Raw genomic sequence first — 24967 nt, 5'->3', positions numbered from 1 at the left:
GGTATAGAATTGGCGCATGAACAACGGGGCTGATACCACAACCGGGCGCAACGGCGCGCCGGCGCGCTGGAGCGACCGGCTGGTAACCGTCTGCCTTCTCGGCATGAGCGTGTTCGAACTAATCGAACTGCACATGCATTTTACCCCTGCAGCGAGAATTGCCGCTGTTCTGCTGGTTGTGTTCCTGCTGGTCGGACAGACCCGGCTGGGCCTGCGCGAACGATATCTCATCGGCCTTGCCGTGATAGCAACCGTGTGCGCCTTGCTGTTTTCAGATGCGCCCTATGCCCTGATCGAGAAAGGCTTTGGACAGGCAACCTACCTTGCAGCCTTCATGTTGCTGCTGGCCTTGCTCCGTGATGGCGCGGTGACCTCTCCGTCGGTCCTGAAACTCGGGCGCTACCTGACCCAGCGCCCGCCGGGCCAGCGCTATATCGCCATCCATGCTGGCGGACATGCCTTGGGCATGATCCTGAATTTCGGGGCCCTCAGCCTTCTGGGGCCCCTGATCCAGCGCGGCATCAAGGCGGATGCGGAAACCAATCCGGAACTGGCCGGATGGCGCGAGCGACGACAGATGTCCGCCCTGGCGCGCGGCTTTTCATGGATTATCGCCTGGTCGCCGACGGCTGTCACGCAAGCCCTGGTGGCCAGCGTGGTGTCAGGCTCAAAGCCGCTCGTCATGGCCGGCATCGGGTTTTTCATTTCATTGGGGATCGTGGCAATCGGCTGGGCAGAAGACCGGGTTACCGGCAAGCGCGCCCGGGCCACACTGGCGGCCCACGATGCACTGCCACGACCGGGCATGGCGGCAGAACCGTTTCCCTGGCAGGCCTTCAAGCGCTTCGGGCTGGTATGCGCTGCGCTCGCAGGTATCTCGCTGGTCCTGATATTTGCCACCGGCGCAAAGGTCGTTCCGGCCCTCATGCTGGCAAGCCCGATCGTGACCGCCGTGTGGGTCTGGGTCCAGTACAGGTCAAGACCGGATCAGGCCGTTGCTGCTATTGCCCGCGTCAGGGATATTGCAGGTACGTCGGTTCCTGCAGGTTCACCGGAAGCCGTTACCCTGTCTGCTGCCGGTTACATCGGAATAGTAGCCGCAGGCCTGAGCAATGCGCCGGTCCTTGCAGACATCACCGGGCTTGCAGCCTGGCCGCCGATTGCTGTGTATCTCGCGATCATGGTCATTGTGCCGGTTGCATCCAACCTGGCCATGCCGCCGATGCTGACCGTCACCTTCATGGGGTCGCTGTATTCCGCCCTGCCGGACAGCCAGCTTGACCCGACCCTGCTGGCCACCGCACTTGCACTCGGCTGGACACTGAACCTGACCGCATCGCCGTTTGGCGCCACCGCCCTTATACTGGGCCGGATCACCGGAATTGCCGGCACAACCCTGTCGTGGAAGTGGAACACCAGGTTCACGATTGTCGCTTTCTTCTGGGCGGCACTTGTACTTGGTTGCATCAGCGTTCTCACCAGTTAATCCAAATACCGGAACCACGCTTGCCACGGCGGCCAGTTCAACGCATCATGCGCCGCAGGAAGCCCGGCGGGTGTTTTGCCGAGGCTTGCAAAGCCTGCCCGAAGACAAGCGGGCAATGTCTGTTACAGGGAGTAAAGACGACATGATCAAGAAACTACTGGCGACCACCGCATTGGTCGCGTTCGCCACCACATCCACCATGACGATCGCCCAGGCGGCCGAAGTCGAAGGTCCGGAAGTCAAATGGAACGTATCGCTGTGGGGCAAGAAACGTGCCTTCACCGCAGGTTTTGAAAAGCTTGCCGAACTGGTCAGCGCCAAGACCGACGGCAAGTTCACCATGACACTGCATTATGGTGCAGCGCTTTCAAAGTCCCGCGAAAACCTTGACGGCATCTCGGTCGGCGCATTTGAAGCTGCCATGACCTGCAATTTCTATCATCCGAAGAAAAACGCCGCCCTGATGGTTCTGACCATGCCATTCCTGCCCATGTCCGGCTGGGATGACAATCGCAAGATTCGTGACGCGGTCTATGCCCATCCGGCAATCGTCAAGGAACACGCCCAGTGGAACGCCATGCTCTACATGTCGTCCTACCTGCCGCAGTACGAATTCCTCGGCAAGGGCGAACCGCCAATGAAGCTGGAAGACTGGAAGGGCAAGACCGTGCGCGCCGGTGGCGGCGTCGGCAAGGCCATGAAAGTCATGGGTGCAACACCAACCAGCTCAACCGCAACCGAGGTTTACACCGGTGTGCAACAGGGCACCATGGACGCTGCGTCGTTCCCGTTCACCTATTCCCACGTGGCCTACAAGATCCACGAAGTGACCGATTGGTTCACGGCCAACCTGTCACCGGGCACATCGGATTGCCCGCTGGTGTTTTCCAAGAGTGCGTTCGACGGGCTGCCGGAGCAGTACCAGAAGCTGCTGATGGACGTGAAGGACGAGGCTGCAAAAGCCCAGATCCAGGCCTATATCGACATCGACAAGGTCAACCTGCCGATGCTCGAAGGCAAGCTGAAAAAGGTGACCTACACCGAAGAACAGCTGTCCGCCTTCCGGGCTGCTGCCGGCAAGCCGGTCATCGATGCCTGGATCAAGGAAAATGAAGGCAAGTTCGATGCCAAGGGCCTGGTCGAACTGGTCTATTCCACAGTCGGCAGAAAATACGAATAGTCACGACAAGACACGCCACGGACCCTGATGTCGCCGAACCAAGAGCGATACGGGGTCCGTGGCGAACACGACTGAACTTCGTCCGGGGAGGCATGAAGGGGTGGATAAATCATCACGCGATGATGACGGGCTGGCACGGGTTCTAAAACAGGCCGACCGTCTGCTGTCACCAATTGAAGATGCACTGAACCTGTTGTCCGGCTTGCTGATTTTCGGACTGATGTTTCTGGGCATGCTGCAGATCATTCTGCGCACCGTATTTCGAAATCCCATATTCGGTTACATCGACGTGGTTGAAGCAACCATGATCGCCTTCGCCCTGCTGTCGATCTCGCAGGTCCAGCGGCTTGGCGGCCATGTGCGCATGGAAATCGTGGTCGGTTACCTGAAGGGCGCGGCCCTGTGGGCTGCTGAAACCATTGGCGTCGCGGTCCAGATGTTCATCGTCGCCGTCCTGATCCCCTATTCCTACAGCCACTTCATGCGCTCATGGAGTTTCGGTGACTCAACCATCGACATCGAACTGCCCACCTGGCCGGCCAAGTTGCTGGTCCCGGTCATGCTGAGCGTGTTGCTGCTCCGGCTCTGCATCCAGTTGCTCGGGTACATGCGCCTCGCCCTCAACTCCAGCCTTGCACCCGTTGCCGTGCCGGTCATGAAGACGGTGGAACAGCAGGCCGAAGAAGAGATCAAGGGAGCAAGCACTCCATGATCCTCGGTCTTGACGCCTTTTCCACCGGTATTGCCGGTGTCTGCCTGCTTATCGTGCTGGTCTTGCTGGGGGTCCGCGTGTTCGCCGCCGCTGCGATCACTGGTTTCCTTGGCCTGCTGGAACTGAAAGGCTGGCATGTGGCCGCCTCCATAGCGGGCCAGATTCCCCATTCCAAGACGGTGACCTATCCCCTGTCGGTGCTGCCATTGTTCATCCTGATCGGCTTCCTGGCGTTTTATGCCGGGCTGACCACGCGCCTGTTCGAGGCCGCGCGGCGCTGGATGGGCTGGGTGCCGGGCGGTCTCGCGGTTGCGACCGTCATGGCCACGGCCGGGTTCGCCGCGGTTTCCGGTGCATCAACCGCCACGGCCGCTGTGTTCTCGCGCGTCGCCATTCCCGACATGCTGAAGAACGGCTACGACAAGCGTCTCACCGCCGGTGTTGTCGCTGCCGGCGGTACACTGGCTTCCCTGATACCACCCTCTGCCATTCTGGTGATTTACGCGATCATTGTGGAGCAGTCGGTTGGCAAACTGTTGCTGGCCGGTTTCCTGCCCGGGCTTTATTCGGCGGTAGTCTATGTCGCACTGATTGTCGGCATGTGCTGGTGGAACCCGAAACTGGGCAGCCCGATCAGGAGTTTTTCCTGGAAGGAGCGGTTCGAGAGCATTCCCGGCACGTTGCCGATTTTCGTCGTTGTCGGCATCATCTTTTCAGCCATCTACACCGGTTCGGCCACGCCGACGGAAGCCGGTGCGCTCGGTGCCATGGTGGTGTTCCTGTTCTACCTGTGGCGCGCCTTCCGCGAAAACGAGATGTCGAAAATGTCGGGCCGCCTTAAGGAGGCCCTGATCGAAACCGCGCGGCTGTCCGCCATGATCTTCACACTGATCTGGGGTGTATTCCTGTTTGTGCGCTTTTTGGGCTTCGCCGGCTTGCCGGCAGCGTTTTCCGCCTGGGTAGTCACCCTGGATGTGCCGCCGATCGTCATCATGATCTGTATCCTGCTGGCCTATGCGGTCCTCGGCATGTTCATGGACGCCATCGGCATGCTCATCCTGACGCTGCCGGTGGTCTACCCGGCCGTGATTGCGCTGGGGTATGACCCCATCTGGTTTGGGATCATCGTCGTCAAAATGGCCGAGATCTGCCTGATCACCCCGCCGATCGGACTAAACTGTTTCGTGGTGGCCGGGGTCTCGCGAGACCTGAAGGACGAAGACGGCAACTCGCTGGAAATCCCGCTGCAGGATGTGTTCCGCGGCATCGGCCCGTTCTTTGTCGCCGATGTGGTTACCGTGGCCGGATTGCTGGCCTTCCCGGGCATCATCACCTGGCTGCCGAGCCTGATGGACTGAATCCGGTCCCCGGTCCTGCGCTGCAGAAAGTGCCCCTAGCCTTATATGCAAATATAGGAATACTATTCAATTGAGGCACCAACAGAAGGAACGCCCATAACAGGAGGAAACTATCATGAGCAAAGAGTGTTGCGGACCGGGTTATGCGTCGCCCAAGGAGGCCATGCAGGCAGATCGTGAAAAACTGCTGCACACGGTGGCACTGTATGTCGGCACCGGCGTGGAAAAACCGGACTATCTGGCCACGGTTGACGTGGACCCCGACAGCCCGACCTACTCTTCCGTAGTTGCGCGCACCGAGATGCCGCAAATCGGCGACGAATTGCATCACTCCGGCTGGAACGCCTGCTCAAGCTGTCACGACGACGCCTCGAAATCACGGCAATACCTGCTGATGCCGGGCGTGCGCACCTCCAACATCAATGTGATTGATACGTCCGATGACACCAACCCCAAGTTGCACAAGGTAATTTCCGGCGACGACATCAAGGCCAAGACCAACCTGTCCGCGCCGCATACTGTCCATTGTCTGGGCGCCGACATCATCATCTCCATGCTGGGAGACGCCGACGGCAATGCGCCGGGAGGCTTTCTGCACATCAATGAGGACTTCGAGATTGTCGGACGCTGGGAAAACGACATCTCCGGCATGAACTACAATTATGACTTCTGGTATCAGCCGCGCCACAACATGATGGTCAGTTCCGAATGGGGCGCGCCCAACACCTTCATGCCGGGCTTCGACCTGGAAGATGTCGGTGCCGGGAAATACGGTCAGTCGATCCACTTCTGGGATTTCGACGGCAAGAAAATCGTCAAGTCCATCGACATGGGCGCTGACGGCATGATCCCGCTCGAAGTGCGCGGATTGCATGATCCGGAATCCAATGAGGGCATGTTCGCAGCTACGCTGTCATCCAACGTGTTCCGCTGGTGGAAAACCGATGATGGTGATTTTGAAATCGAGAAGGTCATCGACATTCCGACCATCGATGTCGACGGTTTTCCGGTCCCGATGCCGTCGCTGATCACTGACATCCTGATTTCCATGGATGACAAGTACCTGTATTTCGCCAACTGGCTGCACGGCGACCTGCGCCAGTATGACATCACCGACCGCGCCAACCCGAAAATGACTGGCCAGGTGTGGCTCGGCGGCATGCTGGGCAAGGCACCGGAAGTAAACGGCGTCAAGGTTCAGGGTGCACCGCAAATGATCCAGCTGTCGCTGGACGGCAAGCGCCTGTATGTAACCACGTCACTGTTCTCTTCATGGGACAATCAGTTCTATCCCGGCATGAAAGACCAGGGCGGGCAGATGTACATGGTCGACTGCGACACCGAAAAAGGCGGCATGTCGATCAATCCCGACTTCGTGGTCGACTTCGGCAAGGAGCCTAACGGGCCGTCCCGGTGCCACGAAATGCGCTATCCCGGCGGAGATGTAACGTCCGACATCTGGATGTGAACGCCATGTGTTGTTGCATGCCGCCCAGCGCGGCTCGGGACCTGCCCGACAAGACGCCGACATTCGCCTGGCTACGCCGCTTGCTGGGACTTCCCCGCAAGTCATGACGGGTAACTCCATCCACAAGATCACGGTCGCCAATCGCGGCGGCCGTGAACTGAACGTTGCCGAAGGCGAAAACATTGCCGATGTGTGTGAAGCAGCCGGCATCGCGGTGCCGATAGCGTGCCGCTATGGCGGCTGCATCACCTGTGCCGGCCGACTGGTGTCAGGCAGTGTCCGCCAACCCAAGGGAACAGCACTCAACAAGCGCCAGTCGCAGGACGGCTACATCTTGATGTGTGTGGCGCAACCGAAGGAAGATTGCGTGGTCGAGGTAGGCGTTGAAACCCACACCAACCTGTACCGCAATCCGTTTCTCGGCCCGTTGAAGTAGACGCCAGGCCTGGTTCAGGCGATGCCTGCCTCCGCCTTGATCTCGGCAATGTAGGCTTCGCGCATTTTGCGCGCCATCGGCCCGGGCTGGCCGCCACCGATCATGGTGCCGTCAATGTCGACAATCGGCATCACCAGCGTGGTCGCCGACGACAGGAACGCCTCGTCTGCCGCCAGGGCTTCGTCCACGGTAAACAATCGCTCCTCCAGCTTCACATTATGCTTGTCACACAACTGCAGCAGCGCCTTGCGGCGAATGCCGGGCAGGATCGAGTTTGACAGCGGCCGGGTGATGATGGTGTCGTCCTTGACGATATAGGCCGTTGAAGACGTGCCTTCGGTGACGAAACCGTCCTCAACCATCCAGCCTTCAAACCCGCCCTTTTCGACAGCCTCCTGCTTGGCCATGACCTGGCCCAGCAGGGCAACGGATTTGATGTCGCGGCGCTTCCAGCGAATGTCCTCCACGGTTACCACCTTGACGCCGGTGGTCGCGTTCGGATTGTCGAGCAACTGCTTCTTCATGGTAAACGCCGCCACCGAAGGTGTCGCGGCTTTCGGGAACGCGAAATCCCGGTCGGCAGCGCCGCGGGTAATCTGCGAATACACACCGCCTTCATCGATACCGTTCAGTTCTATGAGTTTTTCATGCATCGCCAGGTAGTCGGCATCGCTCATCGGCATGTCGATGCGCAGCTCGCCCAAAGACCGCTTCAGGCGCTCCAGGAACGGCGCCTTGTCGACCATTTTGCCGCCGATGACCGGCACGACCTCATAGATGCCGTCACCGAATACGAACCCGCGATCGAAGATCGACACCTGGGCCTGATCTTCGGGAACATACTGACCATTTACAAAAACCGTGCGGGTCATCTTTTGCCTCATTGAAACTGGTTGAACGTCTTGATTTCACTAGGGTCAGGAACCATTAATCTTATTCAACTCTGTTTGGAAGAAAACATTCGGATGATGGTGAAAAAGCGCAAGGCAAGGCTTTGTGCCTTGTCGAGCATTTTTCGCCTTCAGGCGGGTGTTTTCCTTCAAACCCGAAGGGCGGGGTCTATTTTGCCCCTGACCGCGTTGAAAGGACTTGAAAACCGGACGGTTTCCTGCGTCATTTCGCCTTGTCAGAAGCAAAATATCTTCCCGCAGAATGGATAAGATTAATGGTTCCGGACCCTACACCAGACACGATGTGCCACAAGATGCCAGAAGACGACAAGTCATATCACCAGACCGGACTGAATGTGCACCATGACGGCGAGCGCTATCATGTGCCGGCCCACAATGTGGTCAACTGCACCAGCGACTTCTGGAAGTGGCAGACCTCCGGCGAACGGCAGAAATGGCCGAAGTGGATCGACAACGATGTTCACCCGGCGCCGCCGCAGCGAGTTAACGGAAAAGACCTGTCAGCCACCTGGATCGGCCATGCCACCGTGCTGGTGCAGACAGGTGGATTAAACATCCTGACCGATCCGTTTTTCTCGAAACGGGCCAGTCCGTTCCAGTTTGCCGGGCCGAAGCGCGTACGCAATCCCGGCGTGGCCCTCAAAGACCTGCCGCCGATTGACCTGATCCTGCTCAGCCACAACCATTACGACCACATGGACCTGCCCGCATTGCGCAAGCTGGTGCGGCACCATGATGCCCCGATCCTGACACCGCACGGCAATGCGCGCATCGTGAAGCGATGGATACGGCAGGCCAACGTAATCGAACACGGCTGGCATGAACCGTTCGAACACTCATCTGATTTAGTGATCACGCCCACCCCGGCGCTGCACTGGTCGAAACGCACGTTCAAGGACCGCAACAAGGCGCTCTGGTCGGCGTTCATGATCGAAGCAGGCCGGCACAAGGTGTATTTCGGCGCGGACACGGGATTTGGCACAGGCGAACACTTTACTCAGACCAGAGACCGGTATGGCGCTCCGGACCTGGCCCTGTTGCCCATCGGCGCCTATGAGCCGCGCTGGTTCATGAAGGCGCAGCATATCAACCCGGATGAAGCAGCTCGCGCTCACAACCTTCTCGGTGCCACCGCGTCCCTGGCCATCCATCACGCCACCATTCAGTTGACCGACGAGGCAATTGACGCACCGGTCGAAGCACTGCAGGCCGCCAAGCTCAAACACGGCATTGCGGATCACGCCTTTCGCGCGACTTCCGTTGGCGAGACCTGGACGGTATCGCCAACCGGTCAGAGCCATGATAGTCATAGCCCGGATTAGAGAATTATTCAGGAGTAGCACGCATGTCAGCAATTATCGGTTGGGCGCATTCACAGTTCGGCAAGCTCGAAGACGATGATCTTGAAACCATGCTGGCAAGGGTATGCAAACAGGCCGTAGAAGACGCCGGTATCGGCTTCGACGAAGTTGACGCCATTTATGTCGGCAACTTCGGCATGTTCGAAAAGCAGTCATTTCCGGCCGCTTTTGCACTGGATGCCGATCCGGCCCTGCGCTTCAAACCGGCCACCCGCGTTGAAAATGCCTGTGCCACCGGGTCGGCGGCCGTTCACATGGGGCTCAATGATCTGGCCTCGAAGAAGTCGCGGTTCGTGCTGGTGGTCGGCGCGGAGAAAATGACCTCGGCACCGGGCAGCGTTATCGGCGATGTACTGCTCAATGCGTCTTACCGCAAGACCGAAGCCGATACGCCGGGCGGATTTGCCGGCGTGTTTGCCCGCATTGCCGATCTGTACTTTCAGCGTTATGGCGACCAGTCGGAAGCCATGGCGCGGATTGCCGCAAAGAACCATGCCAATGGCGTGCACAATCCATACGCCCAGATGCGCAAGGATTTCGGCTATGAGTTCTGCAACACCATCTCCGACAAGAACCCGACGGTGATCGGCGCCATTCGCAGGACCGATTGTTCGCTGGTGTCCGATGGTGCCGCTGCCGTGGTCATGACCGACACCGAAACCGCCCTGCGGTTTCCCAAGGCGGTACATTTTCGCGCTGCCGCCCACGCCCAGGATTACCTGCCCATGGCAAAACGTGACATCGTTGCGTTTGAGGGCTGCGAGCAGGCCTGGGGCAAGGCCCACCAGCAGGCCGGCACCTCACTGGACGACCTGTCGTTCGTGGAAACCCATGACTGCTTCACCATTGCCGAACTGATCGAGTATGAAGCCATGGGACTGACCCCCAAGGGTGAAGGCGCGCGCGCCATTGCCGAAGGCTGGACCGCCAAGGACGGCAAGCTGCCGGTCAACCCGTCCGGCGGCCTCAAGTCCAAAGGCCACCCGATCGGCGCCACCGGGGTGTCCATGCACATCATGGCGGCCATGCAACTGACCGAAAACGCCGGCGACATGCAGCTGCAGGCGCCGGAACTTGCCGGAATCTTCAATATGGGCGGTGCGGCAGTAGCCAACTATGTGTCAATTCTTGAGCGCTTGCGCTAGGCACTTGCCTATATTTTAATCAGCACGATCGACTGATGTCAGAATCTACGTGTTTTGCACGGAAATCGTGCAAAATGCGTTTGCGCGTGCCCGGTATTTGATTAAACCTTCGGCAAATTGGAACCTGCAGAAGGGCAATACTGATGGTAAATGGCGCCGATACGGCCTGGATTCTCACCTCAACCGCACTCGTTCTATTCATGACATTGCCTGGCCTGGCATTGTTTTATGCAGGCCTCGTGCGCGCGCGCAACATCCTGTCGGTTCTGATGCAGTGTGTCTCGATAGCCGCCCTCATGTCCCTGCTCTGGCTGATCGCCGGGTACTCTCTGGCGTTCGCCGAAGGCTCCCCCTGGGTCGGCGGTCTCGGCAAGATGATGCTGACAGGCGTAACGCGCGGTCAGGTGTTCGACGGCACCGGCATCCCGGAAAGCCTGTTCTTCATGTTCCAGATGACATTCGCCATCATCACCCCTGCCCTGATCGTCGGAGCCTTTGTCGAACGCATCAAATTCTCCGCAGTGTTGTTGTTCTGCACGCTCTGGCTATTGCTGGTCTATGCACCGGTGACCCACTGGGTGTGGGGCGGCGGCTGGCTCGGCACCATGGGCGTCAAGGATTTTGCCGGCGGCATCGTAGTTCACGTCACCGCCGGGGTGGCCGCCATCGTACTGGCGGTCATGCTCGGCGCGCGCAGCGGTTTTCCCTCTCACGTGCAGCCACCGCACGCGCCCTGGATGGTCATGGTCGGCGCGTCAATGCTGTGGGTCGGCTGGTTCGGCTTCAATGCCGGCAGCGCACTGTCTGCCGGTGCCGACGCCGGCATGGCCATGCTGGTGACCCATGTATCTGCTGCCACGGCAACACTGGTTTGGATCGGCATCGAGTGGAAGCGTTTCGGAAAGCCGAGCCTGGTTGGCGCCGTGACCGGCACCATTGCCGGACTGGCAACCATCACTCCCGCGTCGGGCTTTGTCGGTCCGATCGGCGGATTGACCTGCGGACTTGCCGGCGGCTTCATCTGCTATTTTGCGGTCGACCTGATCCGCAACCGCATGCGGATCGATGACAGCCTCGATGTCATGGCGGTACATGGTGTCGGTGGTGCAACAGGCACGCTGCTGACCGCCGTGCTGATGGGTGCCGGGCTCGGTGGTGTCGGGTTTGACGAAGGCACCAGTGCCGGCAGCCAGTTCCTGGTGCAGTTGACCGGCGTGGCGGTAACCGCTCTCTACTGCGCCATTGTCAGTGTCATCATCGTCATGGTGGTCAAGGCAACCACCGGTTTGCGGGTCAGCACGGACGAAGAGCGCGAAGGCCTCGACCTCGCCTCGCACGGCGAAACCGGTTACAATCACTAATCCAACTGGATGCAGGAGTTCGAACGATGAAATTCATCATAGCCATTATCCAGCCACACCGGCTTGACGCAGTCCGCGAGGCCCTGTCGGGCGTTGGAGTGAGCGGCATGACTGCATCCGAGGTCAAGGGATTTGGCCGCCAGGGCGGGCACTCCGAGATTTACCGCGGCGCCGAGTACACAGTGCACTATTTGCCAAAGGTAAAGCTCGAAATCGCGGTCAACGGCGACGTGGCCGACAAGGTCGTTGAAACCATCACCCAGGCCGGTCACACCGGCAAGATCGGCGACGGCAAGATTTTCGTGCTTGATCTGGAAAACGCCTTGCGCATCCGCACCGGCGAAACCGGATCGGACGCGCTCTAGGGTTATCACCTATGCGAAAGAGATTTCTTTCGACAACGGCAGTTGCCGGATACGCTTGCCGGTTGCGGCAAATATCGCATTGGCAAGTGCCGGCAGCGACGGCGGCGTGCCCGGCTCTCCGGCGCCGCCCATCTTGCCGGAATCCTGCAACACCCGCACTTCGATTTCAGGCGCCTGGTTCATGCGCATGGCATCGTAGCTGTCGAAATTGCCTTGTTCGACCGCACCGTCGGCAAACGTGATCTCCTGCCCAATGGCAGAAGACAGGCCGAATATGATCCCGGACATCATCTGCGCTTCAAGGTTTTTCGGATCTAGCGCAGTACCAAAATCAGCAGCGCACCAGACCTTTTCGATCCGAATACCGTCATCAGTATCAGCCACCTGGACCACCTGCGCTACCCATGTGCCAAATGACAGGCAGAAGGCAACACCGCGCCCGCGTGATTTCACACCGGCAGCCGACAGTGGTGTTCCCCATCCCGACATGTCCTTTACCGCTTGCAGGGCAGCAACGGCGGCAGGGTAAGGCTGCATCAGCTTCAGGCGCATTTCCAGTGGGTCCTGACCGGAAGACTGGGCGATTTCATCCATGAAACTCTCATGGAAAAACGGATTGTGCGAATGGCCCACGGAGCGCCAGAACCCGACCGGTATGTCCATGTCCACCGGAATGCCGGTGACGCGATAATTGGCCAGCGCATAGGGCTGGTCCCACAAACCGTCGACAATGGTCTTGTCATTGCCCGGTGGCGTGATAGCGCCTGCCAGGCGTCCGAATGTCGATGCGATGGGTGACTGGCTTGCCACCCTGAATACCACCGAAGGCATGCCCTCGCTGTCAACCACCGCAGCAGCCTCACAGATTGCGCCGGGCCGGTACATGTCGTGACGCATGTCTTCTTCCCGGGTCCAGGTGACCTGAACCGGCTTGCCGTCGGTTTCTTTCGCTACGCGGGCCGCCAGTATTGAAAAGTCGGTTTCAAACCGCCTGCCGAAACCGCCACCAAGATAAGTTGAGTGAACCGACACATCACTTGCGTAAAGGCCAAACACCGAGGCGGCCTGCGTCACGATCGACGTCGGCGCCTGGTTGCCGCTCCACACGGTAAGCTTGCCGTCTGTCCATTGCGCCGTGGCATTCATCGGTTCCATGGTGGCATGGGCCAGATAGGGCGCGGTATAACGCGCGCTGATCGCCTTGCCGGATGCCGCTGCTATCGCGCCGGATGCATCACCGTCATTGCGCATGTTGAATCCGCCACCCGCTCTAAGGGCTGCATCAATGCCGGCGAAGATCGCCTCCGTTGTTGCGGGATAGGTGGCTTCGGCCCATTCAGGCGCGACCAGGTCAGCCGCCTTGAACGCGGTCCACGTGTTATCGGCAACCACCGCGTAACCGGTGCCAAGGTTTATCACCTTGACCACGCCGGAAACCTTTTCGGCAGCCGATGCATCCATGCCGGTCATCTTTGCGCCCTGGCGCGGGTTCATGCGCACCGTGGCGAACAGCATGTCGGGCAAGCGCACATCAACGCCAAACTCTGCCTTGCCGGTAACCTTTGCGGCCATGTCCAGGCGTGGTTGCGATTTTCCGAGATAACGCCAGTCCGCCGGGTCTTTCAGCGTAATGGTCTCCGGCACGTCCTGCTCGGCTGCAGTGGCGACCAGTTCGCCATAGGCAATGCTGCGGCCAAGCGCCGGATCCAGCACCTTGCCGTTCTCGGTTTTGAGCGACGCCGCCGCCACCTGCCATTTATCGGCTGCGGCAGCGATCAGCATGGCGCGTGCGGCGGCGCCTGAGGTGCGCATCCGGTCGAAGGCGTCAATGGTCGAACTCGACCCGCCGGTTGCCTGCATCGCAAGGAACTTGGCCACAACACCCTGAATGTCGCGGGTCATCTCCGCGATAAATGAATTGTCGAACACCTGGAAAGGCGCACCTTCCTCGAGCATGGCGCGGTTGTAATAGACACTGGCAGCCGGTGCGAATTCGGTTTTCACGTCTGAAAGCTCGATATCAAGCTCTTCCGCCACCAGGGCGGCCATGGTGGTCACGACACCCTGGCCCATCTCGGCCCGCGGCACGATAATGGTCACCGAATTGTCGGCGGCTATCTTGACGAACGGGTTGAAGACACTTTCACCCTTGTCAGCGTCAGCCGTGAGCGGGTTCGGATACGGCGTCTTGTACATGTAGAACCCGACAGCCACCCCGCCGGCAACTGCCGCGGAACCGATGAGGAATGTTCGCCTGAGCAGTTTTCCCATGTGCCTAGGCCCCCGCCAGTTTCCTGGCAGCCGCATGGATGGCTGCCCGGATGCGCGGATAGGTGCCACAGCGGCACAGATTGCCCGACATGGCGTCGTCTATGTCGGCATCGGTTGGAGAGGAATTGCCGGCCAGAAGCGCCACTGCCGACATGATCTGGCCGGACTGGCAATAACCGCATTGCGCGACCTGAAGCTCGATCCAGGCTTCCTGCACCGCATGCAGTGCACCGTCGTCGCCTTCCAGCGCCTCTACCGTCGTCACCTCGCCCGACACGTCTTCCAGCGCAATGGAACACGACCGGGTCGGTTCGCCGTCGATCAGCACGGTACAGGCTCCGCACATGGCGATGCCGCAGCCGAACTTGGTACCGGTCAGCCCCGCAACATCGCGCAGTGCCCACAGCAGGGGCATTTCAGGGTCGGTTTCAATCGAAACCGTCTTGCCGTTGATCTTGATGTCCATGCGCGTCGCCTAAACCTCCGATGCAGCAAAATTGTGAAGCCGCAGAATCGACTTTGCCATTGCTGGCTACATTTGGCACATTGTGATTACAACTGTTTAGTTCAATCCACGAGTCTTCATGACATCCAGCAAAGACAATACCGCAAGGGCCTGTGCCGACGCCCTTTGGGCCAACGACAATGCCTCTCAGGCACTCGGCATGCGACTCGTGTCGGTTTCGCCCGGCAACGCCGAACTGTCGATGACGGTAAGGCCCGACATGACCAACGGCCACGGCACCTGCCACGGCGGATTCATATTTACCCTCGCCGATTCAGCCTTCGCCTTTGCCTGCAACACCTATGATGAAAGAACGGTCGCACAACACGCCCAGATCACTTTCATTGCGCCGGCAAAAGCCGGAGACAGGCTGGTCGCCACGGCCGTCGAGCGCTCACGCACCGGCCGGTCCGGCATCTATGATATCACAGTGACCCTCGAAAGCGGCCAGCAGATCGCCGAGTTCCGGGGCCACTCCAGAACCGTCGGAGGCTCGATTATCGAGGCCTCCTGACCGTAGCTTTCACCTAACCAGGAAAAACCAATGCTTGACCCGGCAACCTACACCCCCATGACAGACGCCATAGAAACCGCATCGCGCGATGAAATCTCGGCGCTGCAGCTGCATCGGCTGAAAACGACGCTGGCGCAGGCTTATGAAAATGTTGCCCACTACAAGCAGGCATTTGACAAGGCCGGCGTCAAACCAGGTGACTTGAAGGAACTGTCGGACCTGGCGAAATTTCCCTTCACCGTCAAATCCGACCTGCGTGACAACTACCCGTTCGGCATGTTTGCCGTGCCGCAGGATCAGGTTGCCCGCATTCACGCCTCATCCGGCACCACCGGAAAACCCACCGTCGTGGGCTATACCCAGGCCGATGTCGACATGTGGGCCGATGTGATGGCTCGTTCAATCCGCGCCGCCGGCGGCCGGCCAGGCATGAAATGCCACATATCCTATGGCTATGGACTGTTCACCGGCGGGCTCGGCGCGCATTATGGCGCAGAGCGCCTCGGGCTTTCGGTTATCCCGATTTCCGGCGGCATGACCGAACGCCAGGTCCAGCTCATCCAGGATTTCAAGCCCGAGGTCATCATGATCACCCCCAGCTACATGCTGGCAGTGCTCGACGAATTCCGCAGGCAGGGCATTGATCCGCGCAAGTCATCGTTGAAAATCGGCATATTCGGTGCCGAACCATGGACCAATTCCATGCGCGAAGAAATCGAACAGGCTTTTGATATGGACGCCATAGACATCTACGGCCTGTCGGAGGTGATCGGCCCCGGCGTCGCGCAGGAATGCGTTGAGACCAAGGACGGCCTGCACATCTGGGAAGACCATTTCTACCCCGAGATCGTCAATCCGGAGACCGGTGAAGTGCTGCCGGACGGCGAACAGGGCGAACTGGTGTTTACCTCGCTGACCAAACAGGCCTTGCCGATCATCCGCTATCGCACCCGCGACCTGACCAGGCTGTTGCCGGGAACGGCGCGCAGTATGCGGCGCATGGAAAAGGTGACCGGGCGCTCAGACGACATGATGATCATTCGCGGTGTCAACGTGTTCCCCACCCAGATCGAGGAACTGATCCTGCGTACGGAAGGCTTGAGCCCGCACTTCTACATCGAACTGACCAAGTCGGACCGTATGGACGCCATGACCATCAACGTCGAGGCCCTGCCCGGGTCAGCCGCCGAAGAGGTCCGTATCGGCCTGGCGGCGGAACTGCAGACCTTGATCAAGAACAATATCGGTGTGACGTCGATCGTTCATGTTGTCGAACCCGAAACAATCGAGCGCTCCATGGGCAAGGCAAAACGCATTATAGACAACCGCGTCAAGTAACTCAGCCGAACCGTTCGGGGTCAGGCGTTTTCGTTCAGGATGTCCAGCGCCCGCAAAACGCCGAGCCGGGGTGAGCTGAGAACCGGCAGGCCGGTATCGGCCAGCAACGGCTCGGCGACCGCCATGGATCCCTGCGCCAGGACTATGCAGTCTACACTATCATTGCCGAGGCCTGCCTTGACGGTTTCGGCAATCGACCGGGCATAGGCGTCCATATCACCTGCCTCAAAATGCTGCCATGCCGGTTGGCACATGACGACAACCGGTGCCGCATCCATGCCTTGCCCTCCGGCAACATCGCCCAGCAAGTCCAGCGTGGGCGCCTTTGTGCTTTCAAGGCACATGGCCACCAGCGGACGGAGCCCATGTGAAAGGGCCGCCTGCATCAGGGCGCGGTCAATTCTGATCGTCGGTGCGCCGTGGATGCCAGCGGCTTCGGCAACCCCGCCGATCGTCGAGCACGTGCAAACCCCTACCCCGCCGGCTGCCAGCTGGCGCATCGCATCGGTAATCGTATCGGACAGTTCCGGCGACATGCCATTGTCGCGAGCGGTCTCAAGCCAGCTTTCCTCGACCCGGTGCTGGCGCGGCATGCCGGGTGACAATTCATCCAGCAACGCATCAAAGGTCGCCACGTGAACCGGGCTGGTGTGCAGAAACGAAATCATGCCCGCGGGCGTATCACGGAATGCGCGATGAAAGATACTGCGCAAAGTCATAATTCGGGCGTTCCAGATGGGACAGGTGTCCCGGCCTGGCAAAACCGGAACACAGGCCCTTGTAGACCTTTTCCGTGCAGCCGCGATCCTCGACGTTTACATCGTCCAGCAGTTCTTTCAATTGCCCGAAGTGCGCTTGTGCTTCCGGATCATTGACGAATTCCGGCGACATGCCGCCGCCAAAAATGATGCTGACCTGACCGGTTCCCTTCGGATGCAGGGACAGGTACCAGAAATATCCCGGTGTCAGCGTGATCAGCAGGCTCGGGTATATGGCCAGCAGTGTCGTGGTACGCCGCCAATGGCCTTCAAGGCGGGTATTGGACGGATGCGCCAGGGCGATTTTCAGGCTGTCGTCCTTCAGGATGAAATGATAGTTGAAGGCCTCCTTGCCGGGCGGGCAGTCCATCTCCTCCAGCTTCGACAAGCCGCCGATTGTGCCGGCATGGCAGACGGGAAGATGATAGCTCTCCATGAAATTCTCGGCCAGGACCTTCCAGTTGGTGTCCCAGACGTGGGTTTCATGGAACGTTTCGGTATAGTGCTCCATGCCGTACTGGCCGACCAGGTCTTCAACTTCCACCAGACCCTCCGAAGCCGGCTTCGCATCCGGATTCAGCGACATCATGATCCATCCCAGCCATTCCTCGCACCGGACCTGGGGCAGGCAGTAGCCGTCTTTCTTGAACCCCTCGTTCAGGGTCATGGCCGGTGCGCCACGCAGGCTGCCGTCCAGATTATAGGTCCAGGCATGATAGGGGCACACGATGGACCGGGTATTGCCGGCCCCTTCAAGCAGCGTCGACATGCGGTGCAGGCAGACATTCGACTGGGCCCGCAGCTTGCCTTCCGCATCCCGCACAACCATGACCGGCTGGCCTGCCAGTTCAAGCGTGATGTAATCGCCGGGCTGTTTCAGGGAGCTGGCGCGGCCGGCGCAAAACCAGTCTTTCGCGAACACATGCTCGATTTCCTCGGCCAGGAACTCTTCGGATGTGTAGACGCTTTTCGGCATCGCGCGCGCGCGTTCAAACGGCAGCGATGCATTGGCTTTAAGCTCGGCGGTGGCGGATACCGGTTTGCTGTGAACATTCATGGTACATGTCTCTATTGTGTATGACCCAAAGTCTGCTAGATCGTGGGCTCACTTGCAATGTTGATTAGCTGAACCAAATCCTAACCTCATCCGATCCAACAGGAAATCCCATGCCGACTGACACAGGCGAAAGCCCGCTCAGACAACCGTTTCTGGATGCCATGAGCCAGCTTACCAATTCGGTATGCGTGGTCACAACCGATGGCGGGGGCGGCCGTGCCGGCACCACAGTTACCGCCATGTCGCCGGTATCGGCTGACAGCGAAACACCATCACTGCTGGTATGCCTGCATGCCGACAGCCTGACAGCCAAGGCCATAGCGCAAAATGCCGTGTTCGCGGTCAATGTGCTGGCTGAAGGCCAATCCGGCCTCGCGGACGGGTTTGCGGGCCGGCACGGGGCAACGGGCCCGGACAAGTATGACAGTGTGACACATTCATCGGGCGCAACTGGCTCTGCGCACCTGGATGGCGCAGTGGCCATATTCGACTGCCGGTTAAAACTGCAGCAGGCTTGGGGAACCCACATCATTTTTATTGGCGAGGTAGCCGATGTTGTGCTCAATGCGCCGTCGCAAGTTTTGACATACACAAAAAGAAGATATCTGGGCTGAGCACAGCCTGACTGAGGAAATGGCAATGAACTGGACTGCTGAGAAAACCACCGTCAACAGCTGGAATGAATGGGATCCCCTGAAACACGTCATTGTCGGTCTGGCAACCGATTGCCACATCCCGCCGGCAGAGCCTGCCCTGGATGCCAAGGTGCCGGAAGATTCCGATATGCGCGGCCAGTGGGGCAAGCGCCCGCAGGAGATGATCGATCGCGGCAACGAGTTGCTGGACAATTTTGCCCTCCAGTTGCAAAAGCGCGGCATCAGGGTGGACCGCCCGACCCCGACGGATTTCTCACTGCCTGCAACAACACCCGACTTTCACACCGACAGCCAGTTTGGCTGCATGCCGCCGCGCGATGTGCTGCTCACTGTCGGCAGCGAAATCCTCGAAGCAACCATGTCCTATCGCTGCCGCTGGTTTGAATACCTGTGCTACCGGCCATTGATGCAGCAATACTTCAACGAAGACCCCAACTTCAGGCACGAGGCCGCACCCAAGCCGCGGCTTACCGATGCCGATTACCGGGCCGATTACCTGTCGGAGAAAATCGGCATTGAAAAACGGCTTGAATGGACGGCGGACAAGTTCTTCGTCACCACCGAGGAAGAGCCGTTGTTTGATGCAGCGGACGTCCTGCGCATGGGCAAGGACCTTGTCGTGCAGCATGGTTTCACCACCAACCTCAAGGGCATTGAGTGGCTGCGCCGGCATTTCCCCGACCACCGGGTCCATGCGGTGAACTTTCCCGGCGACCCGTACCCGATCCACATCGACGCCACCTTCACCCCGGTTCGACCCGGCCTGATCCTCAACAATCCGAACCGGCGCCTGCCCGATGACCAGCGCGAGTTCTTCCACCGCAATGGCTGGGAAATTGTCGATGCAGCGCAACCGGCACACAATTCGCCGCCACCGCTTTGTTACTCCTCGACGTGGCTCAGCATGAATGTACTGGTGCTCGATCCCAAGACCGTGTGCGTCGAAAAATCCGAAGTCTACCAGGCCGAGCAGTTCGACAAGCTGGGTATCGAAGTCGTCGAAGTGGAATTGCGCGATGCCTATGCCTTTGGCGGCGGCCTGCACTGCTGCACCGCGGACGTCTATCGTGAGAGCAGTTTTGAGGACTACTTCCCGAAAGGCTGATTGCCGGCTCAGTCCGGCGAAAGCCGGGCAATTTCACGCCGGAACGGTATCTCATCACCGGTATCCGGCATGTCCAGCTCACGCGCATAGCGGTGCCCGGCATAGGTGGCCCAGGCTATGGGACCGGGCGCCTGTGCATCTCCGATCACCTTGACGGACGCGATGCCGGCGTCCGCCCAGTCCGGCTCGCGCGCCTGCAGGTCACGCCACAGGCCGTCATTCGCCACCTGTGATGCGACCATCACAACACTGCTTGCCGGCAGCGCCTCTGTCTGCCCGGCATAAACGCAATCGGTCACAACATGATCTGCGGCTATCGACTGCAGACCGCGATTGAGCTGGATTTTCACGCCCAATTCCACCAGACGTTTGTGAATACTGGCCTGCTCCAGCGTGTTGTTGGTCCAGTCCGACACATAAGCCGACGGTGTCACCAGGGTCACTGCGGCCCCGGCCCGCACCAGCAGTTCTGCCAGCACACCGCCCATATAGTAGTGGTCATCGTCATACACGACGACATCACCCGCGGGCACGTTTCCAGCCATCAGGTCATCCGGAGTATAAACCGGCATGTTGTCATCAATCGGCATCGGCACCACGTGCTGGCGCGCAACACCGTCCCTGCGCCAGGTCGAACCGGTTGCGATGGCGATAGTGTCAAAACCAAACTCCAGCACATCCTGAAGCCCCAGTTCACTGTTCAGGTAGGTTTCGACATTGCCCATCTGTGACAACTGGTATTCACGGTAGTCGCGTACCCTGCCCCACGCAGACAGGCCCGGCAGCTTGCATTCCAGGGCAACCCGGCCACCCAGTTCAGTGCCTGCCTCGGCCAGTGCAACATCATAACCGCGTTTAGCCAGTGCATGGGCTGCCTCCAGCCCGGCCGGACCCGCGCCGACCACAAGCACATTCTGCGATTGCCCCTTCTCCTGCATGCGCTCGGGATGCCATCCCTTTCGCCATTCCTCCATGAATGTCGGGTTCTGCGTGCAGCGCGATATCGACATTGTCATGTCACCGGTGATGCAGATATTGCATCCGATACACTCTCGAATGTCCTCTATGCGGCCTTCTTCCACTTTTTTCGGCAGGAACGGGTCGGCTATCGACGGCCTGGCGCAGCCGATCAGGTCCAGCAGCCCGGAATTGATCTGCCTGACCATCACGTCGGGCGACGTGAACCGGCCAACGCCGACCACAGGCCTGGACGTCAATGACTTGATCCCCTGCACCAGGTCCTGCTGCGCTGCCTCCTCCTTGAAGCGCGACGGGCCTGAACAGTCCTCCCAGGCCCCGTGCGCCAGGTCCCACAGGTCGGGCAGGTCCTTGTGCATTTCGACAAAGTCACGCACTTCCGAATTGGCAAACCCGAGATCACCGATCATCTCGTCCAGCGACAGCCGCAGGGTGATGCCCATGCTGTCACCAATGGTGTTGTGCGCATCTTCGACCACTTCACGAACGAACCGGGCCCGGTTTTCCAGGCTGCCGCCATATTCGTCTGTGCGCTGGTTGGTGGCGCGAGACAGGAAGTGCTGGAAAATCCCGAAACCATGTGCGCCATACAGGCATACCAGGTCAAACCCGGCCGTGCGCGATCGCTTCATGGCATTGACGAACCAGCGCCGCAGGTCACGGATGTCCTGCTTGTCCATTGCCCGCGCCTGGACCGGGTCGTTGGTGAAGGTACGGATTGGCAGGGCGGACGGTGCCAGCGGAACTTCTTTGGTATAAAGATTGGGTCCGTTTATGCCGGAATAGGCAAGCTGTATGCCGGCAAGCCCGCCATACTCCTTCATCCGCCCGGCCATTTTGGCCAGCTGCGGAATGTCCTCGTCATCCCACAATCGCAGTTCGATATAGGGCGTAATCTCCGAGCTGTGGTGCATCTCGCACTGTTCGGTAAAGATGACGCCCCAGCCGCCTTCGGCCTTGCTGCCGCGCATGGCGGCAACGGCAGACGGGTCCCGGTAACCGCCGCCATTGCAGTGCGGCACCTGGTAAAATCGGTTCTTCGCTGTCACGGGACCGATTTTCACCGGCTCGAACAGAACATCGTAGCGCGGGTCACGTGCCATCTTTTTCTCCCACGGTCATGCCGGGAATGCCTGTATCGGTAATCAGGGTCCGGCAGTGCTGTTCGAAAACCGTCAGGATCATCGGCTTGCGTTCCTGGGCCAGTGTCGAAATGCCAATCCGCATTGGCTTGTGGTCTCCGGCCAGCTTCACCGGCACCAGCTTGCGGCCATCCAGTGCCGCAGGATTTCGTGGCCGGACATTTGCTATGGTGAAGCCGTAATTGTTGGCAACCATCGTACGCACCACTTCCTGATTGGCCGCACGCGCAATGATGTTCGGTTGCAGACCTTTGCTCTCAAACAGCGAGATGAAGTATTCCCGGCTTCTGGGCAGGTCCAGCAAGACCATCGGTTCACCGGTGAGCTCTTCAAGATCAACCGACGTCTGGCGGGCGAAACGATGGTTCCGGGACACCAGCACATGCGGCGGCAGGGTTGCCAGTGGTTCAAACTGGATGTCGTCGGGCACCTGAAGGTCGTAGGAAATTGCAACATCGATTTCGACCTGGCGCAGTTTGTCCAGCAGGTCCTGATGACTGCCGTCTGTCATTCTCAAGGTCACGCCGGGGTGCTGGCTGCTGAATGCATGTGCCAGTTCCGGTGCAATCATTGGCGCCAGGGTGACCATGCAGCCGACCGACAGGCGGCCCCGCATCTCGTTGTTCAGTTCGCCCGCCATCGTGTACAGGCCCTGGGCCTGCCTGAGCATGAGCTTGGCCTCGCGCAGCATTGTCTTGCCGGCAGATGTCAACGCCAGGCCCTGGGCATGATGGCGCACGAACAGCTGCACGCCGAATTCCCGCTCGAGATGCGAAATGGCCGACGAGATCGACGGCTGGGAAATGTTGATGCGTGATGCGGCAAGTTTGATGCTGCCCATTTCACCGGCGGCAACAAAATACTCCAGCTGCTTCAAGGTGATGCGCATCTGCTTACCGACAACAGCCGCGCAGGCCCCGGCGGCCGGCAAGGGTCTGGAAGTTGTACTCACTCATCGCCGGGCACACCGTAACTTGGCGCTTCACGCGGATCGATCGCGCGCTGCAGATAGGCGTCAAGCTGTGGCTTGTAAACCTGCCACGCGGTTGCAATGTTCTCGATCGGGCAGTCTTCACTCCAGTCACAGCGCAATTCAGCCACCGGCCAGGCGACCTTGTCGACAATCTTCATACCGGCCGAATGGACCGGGCCCTCCTCGCCGCCTTCTGCGACCCCTGCCCGCATCGCCGCGATCAGACGATCACCAATATGGCCCGACGTATTCAGAAAACCGTCGACAATGGCCTGCGGCACCTGTTTGCTTGCCAGCAGGTTGCCGCCACTGGCCACATTTGTCGTCTTGGCTTCGGCCCAGGAACCCAGCGTGTTGGGCCCGGAGTGGATGGCGGTCTCTCCGTTTGTATCGACCGCCAGAACCTGACGGTACTCGATAAAGGCGCTTGAGTTTCTCAGGACCTCGATGGCCTGCGCAGCGCTCGCTCCGGTTTCCATCAGCGTGAGCGCGCGCGTGCCCAGTTGCGGGTCGGTGACATTCTGACTGGCAACGGCACCGACGCCTGCCTGCGCATAAGCGCACCTGGCGGCAACCGCCGGTGACGAAGATGAGACGGCCACACCAAACATGCCGGTTTCAGCACAACGTGCCACCAATGAAAATGTCATTTCCTGCTCCTGTAAGTCCCGCGGGACAATCTTGTTTCCTGGCCAAACGAACGATCGCCAACAGATTGCTCTTGCTTTGTCTGTCAGTCCATATCCAGCCCGAAAATTTGCACGCAGTGCCAGACAAAGGCTTCCGCGGACTTGGTAAGCTCAACATCACGCCGTTGCGACAGCACCAGGCGGCTGGTTTCAACCCTGTCCACCAGCGGTCGCGTCACCAGCGCCTTGCCGTCATAACTCATCGCCGATGCAGGCTTGGTTGCGAGCAGGCTGTAACCCAGGCCGTGCGCCACCATGCCTCTGACCATTTCAAATGTACCGGTGCGATAAGCCACGTGCGGGTCGCCGATACCAGCAAACAGGGACAGGAAATAATCCCGGCTCGGCGATGCATCCAGCAGCACCATGGGCCTGGCAACCAGGTCTGCCAGCGCAACCGCGCCTTGCGCGGCAAGCGGGTCATTTTCCGCCAGCAGCACATAGGTCGGCAGTTCGGAAACCGTCAATGCCGTGACATCTGACCCGAGATCGAAATCATAAACGAACGCAAGGTCGATGGTGCCGGCACGCAGCAGTTCCAGAAGCTCGCGCTGGTCGCCTTCATGCAGGTCCAGATCAATCGGCCCCACTTCATCTTCCAGCTTGCGAATGATGCTTGGCAGCAGGTAGGGACCAAACGTGTGCAGCGTCCCGATCCTGAGGGTGTCCGTTTCGGCGCGCTGCTTGCGCGGTGGCGAGATCGTCACCGGCGAACCGTACATGCGGTTGGCAAAAATCAGCGGGCTGCCGCCCGTCGCCACAAAGATGTCCTGCACTTCACCGATGAACACAAAATGTGTGCCGACGCGCTCGCTGCTTTTCACCGTGCAGTCAAAGGCCGTCAGCGGATCCCTGACCCGCGGTGCGCCGGTTTTCATCGCCACCCAGTCGACGCAGGAAAACTTGTCGCCGTCTTCCGTTTTCAGCCGCCCCGCGAACGTATCGGATATGAAGGACTGGTCATCGCGCAGGATATTGGTGCAAAAACAGCCGTTGTCCAGAATGGTCTGGGCCGCAGCCGACAGGTGGTGCACACACACCAGCATGGTCGGTGCGTCGCCGTCAGCCGAGACGGACGCCATTGCGGAAACGGTCACCCCGGCGCGCCCGGCGGCGCCATCGGTCGTCACCACGTTGACCGTATTGGCGGCGCAGCTCATGGCTTGCAGGAACTGCCCCCTGATATCCATGTCGGCAC

The 24967-nt window shown here is 59.5% G+C and carries 23 protein-coding genes; 14 read left to right on the top strand and 9 right to left on the bottom strand.

Going from position 1 to position 24967, the window contains the following annotated elements:
• The first annotated feature begins 16 nt into the window (after positions 1-16).
• From DHN55_RS07840 to DHN55_RS07815, 6 genes are all read left to right on the top strand, one after another.
• On the top strand, positions 17-1486 hold the full coding sequence (locus DHN55_RS07840; protein ID WP_108880749.1) for a hypothetical protein: 1470 nt from the start codon (positions 17-19) through the stop codon (positions 1484-1486).
• A 142-nt stretch (positions 1487-1628) separates the two neighbouring features.
• A complete protein-coding gene (dctP, locus tag DHN55_RS07835) occupies positions 1629-2666 on the top strand; it encodes a TRAP transporter substrate-binding protein DctP (RefSeq protein ID WP_108881775.1) in 1038 nt (345 codons plus the stop codon).
• A 100-nt stretch (positions 2667-2766) separates the two neighbouring features.
• Positions 2767-3378: a TRAP transporter small permease subunit gene (locus DHN55_RS07830; protein ID WP_108880748.1), complete on the top strand. Its 612-nt coding sequence runs from the start codon at positions 2767-2769 to the stop codon at positions 3376-3378.
• Entirely contained in the window at positions 3375-4736 is a 1362-nt protein-coding gene (locus DHN55_RS07825; RefSeq protein ID WP_108880747.1) for a TRAP transporter large permease subunit, read from the top strand. Before DHN55_RS07830 ends, DHN55_RS07825 begins: the two co-directional genes overlap by 4 nt.
• Positions 4737-4851: 115 nt before the next feature.
• Positions 4852-6204, top strand: a complete 1353-nt coding sequence (locus tag DHN55_RS07820) for a selenium-binding family protein (protein ID WP_337660042.1) — start codon at positions 4852-4854, stop codon at positions 6202-6204.
• A 103-nt stretch (positions 6205-6307) separates the two neighbouring features.
• Positions 6308-6640, top strand: a complete 333-nt coding sequence (locus DHN55_RS07815; RefSeq protein WP_108880745.1) for a 2Fe-2S iron-sulfur cluster-binding protein — start codon at positions 6308-6310, stop codon at positions 6638-6640.
• Between the two features lie 14 nt (positions 6641-6654).
• Here DHN55_RS07815 and DHN55_RS07810 read toward each other — a convergent pair whose 3' ends face one another.
• Positions 6655-7512 carry a D-amino-acid transaminase gene (locus DHN55_RS07810; RefSeq protein WP_108881774.1) on the bottom strand — a complete coding sequence of 286 codons (858 nt, stop codon included), beginning with the start codon at positions 7510-7512 and terminating at the stop codon, positions 6655-6657.
• A 293-nt stretch (positions 7513-7805) separates the two neighbouring features.
• Here DHN55_RS07810 and DHN55_RS07805 point away from each other — a divergent pair, with 293 nt between their 5' ends.
• From DHN55_RS07805 to DHN55_RS07790, 4 genes are all read left to right on the top strand, one after another.
• The gene (locus tag DHN55_RS07805) at positions 7806-8873 is read left to right on the top strand and encodes an MBL fold metallo-hydrolase (protein ID WP_108880744.1); all 1068 of its coding nucleotides are present in this window, start codon (positions 7806-7808) and stop codon (positions 8871-8873) included.
• Positions 8874-8896: 23 nt separating this feature from the next.
• On the top strand, positions 8897-10057 hold the full coding sequence (locus tag DHN55_RS07800) for a thiolase domain-containing protein (RefSeq protein ID WP_108880743.1): 1161 nt from the start codon (positions 8897-8899) through the stop codon (positions 10055-10057).
• A gap of 200 nt (positions 10058-10257) precedes the next feature.
• Positions 10258-11418: an ammonium transporter gene (locus tag DHN55_RS07795; RefSeq protein WP_443111091.1), complete on the top strand. Its 1161-nt coding sequence runs from the start codon at positions 10258-10260 to the stop codon at positions 11416-11418.
• Positions 11419-11444: 26 nt separating this feature from the next.
• Positions 11445-11783, top strand: a complete 339-nt coding sequence (locus tag DHN55_RS07790) for a P-II family nitrogen regulator (protein WP_108880741.1) — start codon at positions 11445-11447, stop codon at positions 11781-11783.
• 9 nt (positions 11784-11792) lie between these two features.
• Here the strand turns inward: DHN55_RS07790 and DHN55_RS07785 are convergent, their stop codons facing one another.
• Complete coding sequence (locus DHN55_RS07785; RefSeq protein ID WP_108880740.1) at positions 11793-14054, bottom strand: molybdopterin cofactor-binding domain-containing protein; 2262 nt, start codon at positions 14052-14054, stop codon at positions 11793-11795.
• A 4-nt stretch (positions 14055-14058) separates the two neighbouring features.
• The gene (locus DHN55_RS07780) at positions 14059-14520 is read right to left on the bottom strand and encodes a 2Fe-2S iron-sulfur cluster-binding protein (protein ID WP_108880739.1); all 462 of its coding nucleotides are present in this window, start codon (positions 14518-14520) and stop codon (positions 14059-14061) included.
• A 118-nt stretch (positions 14521-14638) separates the two neighbouring features.
• Between DHN55_RS07780 and paaI the strand changes: the two genes are divergently transcribed.
• Positions 14639-15073 carry a hydroxyphenylacetyl-CoA thioesterase PaaI gene (gene paaI, locus DHN55_RS07775; RefSeq protein WP_108880738.1) on the top strand — a complete coding sequence of 145 codons (435 nt, stop codon included), beginning with the start codon at positions 14639-14641 and terminating at the stop codon, positions 15071-15073.
• 30 nt (positions 15074-15103) lie between these two features.
• A complete protein-coding gene (gene paaK / locus DHN55_RS07770) occupies positions 15104-16411 on the top strand; it encodes a phenylacetate--CoA ligase PaaK (RefSeq protein ID WP_108880737.1) in 1308 nt (435 codons plus the stop codon).
• Positions 16412-16431: 20 nt separating this feature from the next.
• On the opposite strand, the gene DHN55_RS07765 is transcribed toward paaK, so the two are convergent.
• Both DHN55_RS07765 and DHN55_RS07760 read right to left on the bottom strand, forming a co-directional pair.
• A complete protein-coding gene (locus DHN55_RS07765) occupies positions 16432-17079 on the bottom strand; it encodes a hypothetical protein (protein ID WP_108880736.1) in 648 nt (215 codons plus the stop codon).
• A 13-nt stretch (positions 17080-17092) separates the two neighbouring features.
• Entirely contained in the window at positions 17093-18226 is a 1134-nt protein-coding gene (locus DHN55_RS07760) for an SRPBCC family protein (RefSeq protein ID WP_108880735.1), read from the bottom strand.
• A 110-nt stretch (positions 18227-18336) separates the two neighbouring features.
• Between DHN55_RS07760 and DHN55_RS07755 the strand changes: the two genes are divergently transcribed.
• Positions 18337-18840: a flavin reductase gene (locus tag DHN55_RS07755; RefSeq protein ID WP_108880734.1), complete on the top strand. Its 504-nt coding sequence runs from the start codon at positions 18337-18339 to the stop codon at positions 18838-18840.
• 25 nt (positions 18841-18865) lie between these two features.
• Positions 18866-19987, top strand: coding sequence for a serine/threonine protein kinase (locus DHN55_RS07750; RefSeq protein ID WP_108881773.1), 1122 nt, complete (start codon positions 18866-18868; stop codon positions 19985-19987).
• An 8-nt stretch (positions 19988-19995) separates the two neighbouring features.
• Here the strand turns inward: DHN55_RS07750 and DHN55_RS07745 are convergent, their stop codons facing one another.
• From DHN55_RS07745 to DHN55_RS22265, 4 genes are all read right to left on the bottom strand, one after another.
• Entirely contained in the window at positions 19996-22068 is a 2073-nt protein-coding gene (locus DHN55_RS07745; RefSeq protein WP_108880733.1) for an oxidoreductase, read from the bottom strand.
• Positions 22058-23059, bottom strand: coding sequence for a LysR substrate-binding domain-containing protein (locus DHN55_RS07740; protein ID WP_337660041.1), 1002 nt, complete (start codon positions 23057-23059; stop codon positions 22058-22060). The genes DHN55_RS07745 and DHN55_RS07740 overlap by 11 nt, the downstream gene beginning before the upstream one ends.
• Complete coding sequence (locus tag DHN55_RS07735) at positions 23056-23730, bottom strand: DUF1028 domain-containing protein (protein ID WP_108880732.1); 675 nt, start codon at positions 23728-23730, stop codon at positions 23056-23058. Before DHN55_RS07735 ends, DHN55_RS07740 begins: the two co-directional genes overlap by 4 nt.
• Positions 23731-23813: 83 nt before the next feature.
• The gene (locus tag DHN55_RS22265) at positions 23814-24959 is read right to left on the bottom strand and encodes a LysR substrate-binding domain-containing protein (protein WP_337660040.1); all 1146 of its coding nucleotides are present in this window, start codon (positions 24957-24959) and stop codon (positions 23814-23816) included.
• Positions 24960-24967 lie beyond the last annotated feature (8 nt).

Source organism: Anderseniella sp. Alg231-50 (genome assembly GCF_900149695.1).
Lineage (GTDB): Bacteria > Pseudomonadota > Alphaproteobacteria > Rhizobiales > Aestuariivirgaceae > Anderseniella.
Note: the sequence above shows the minus strand (reverse complement) of the source record. Positions and strands in the feature narration are given on the sequence as shown.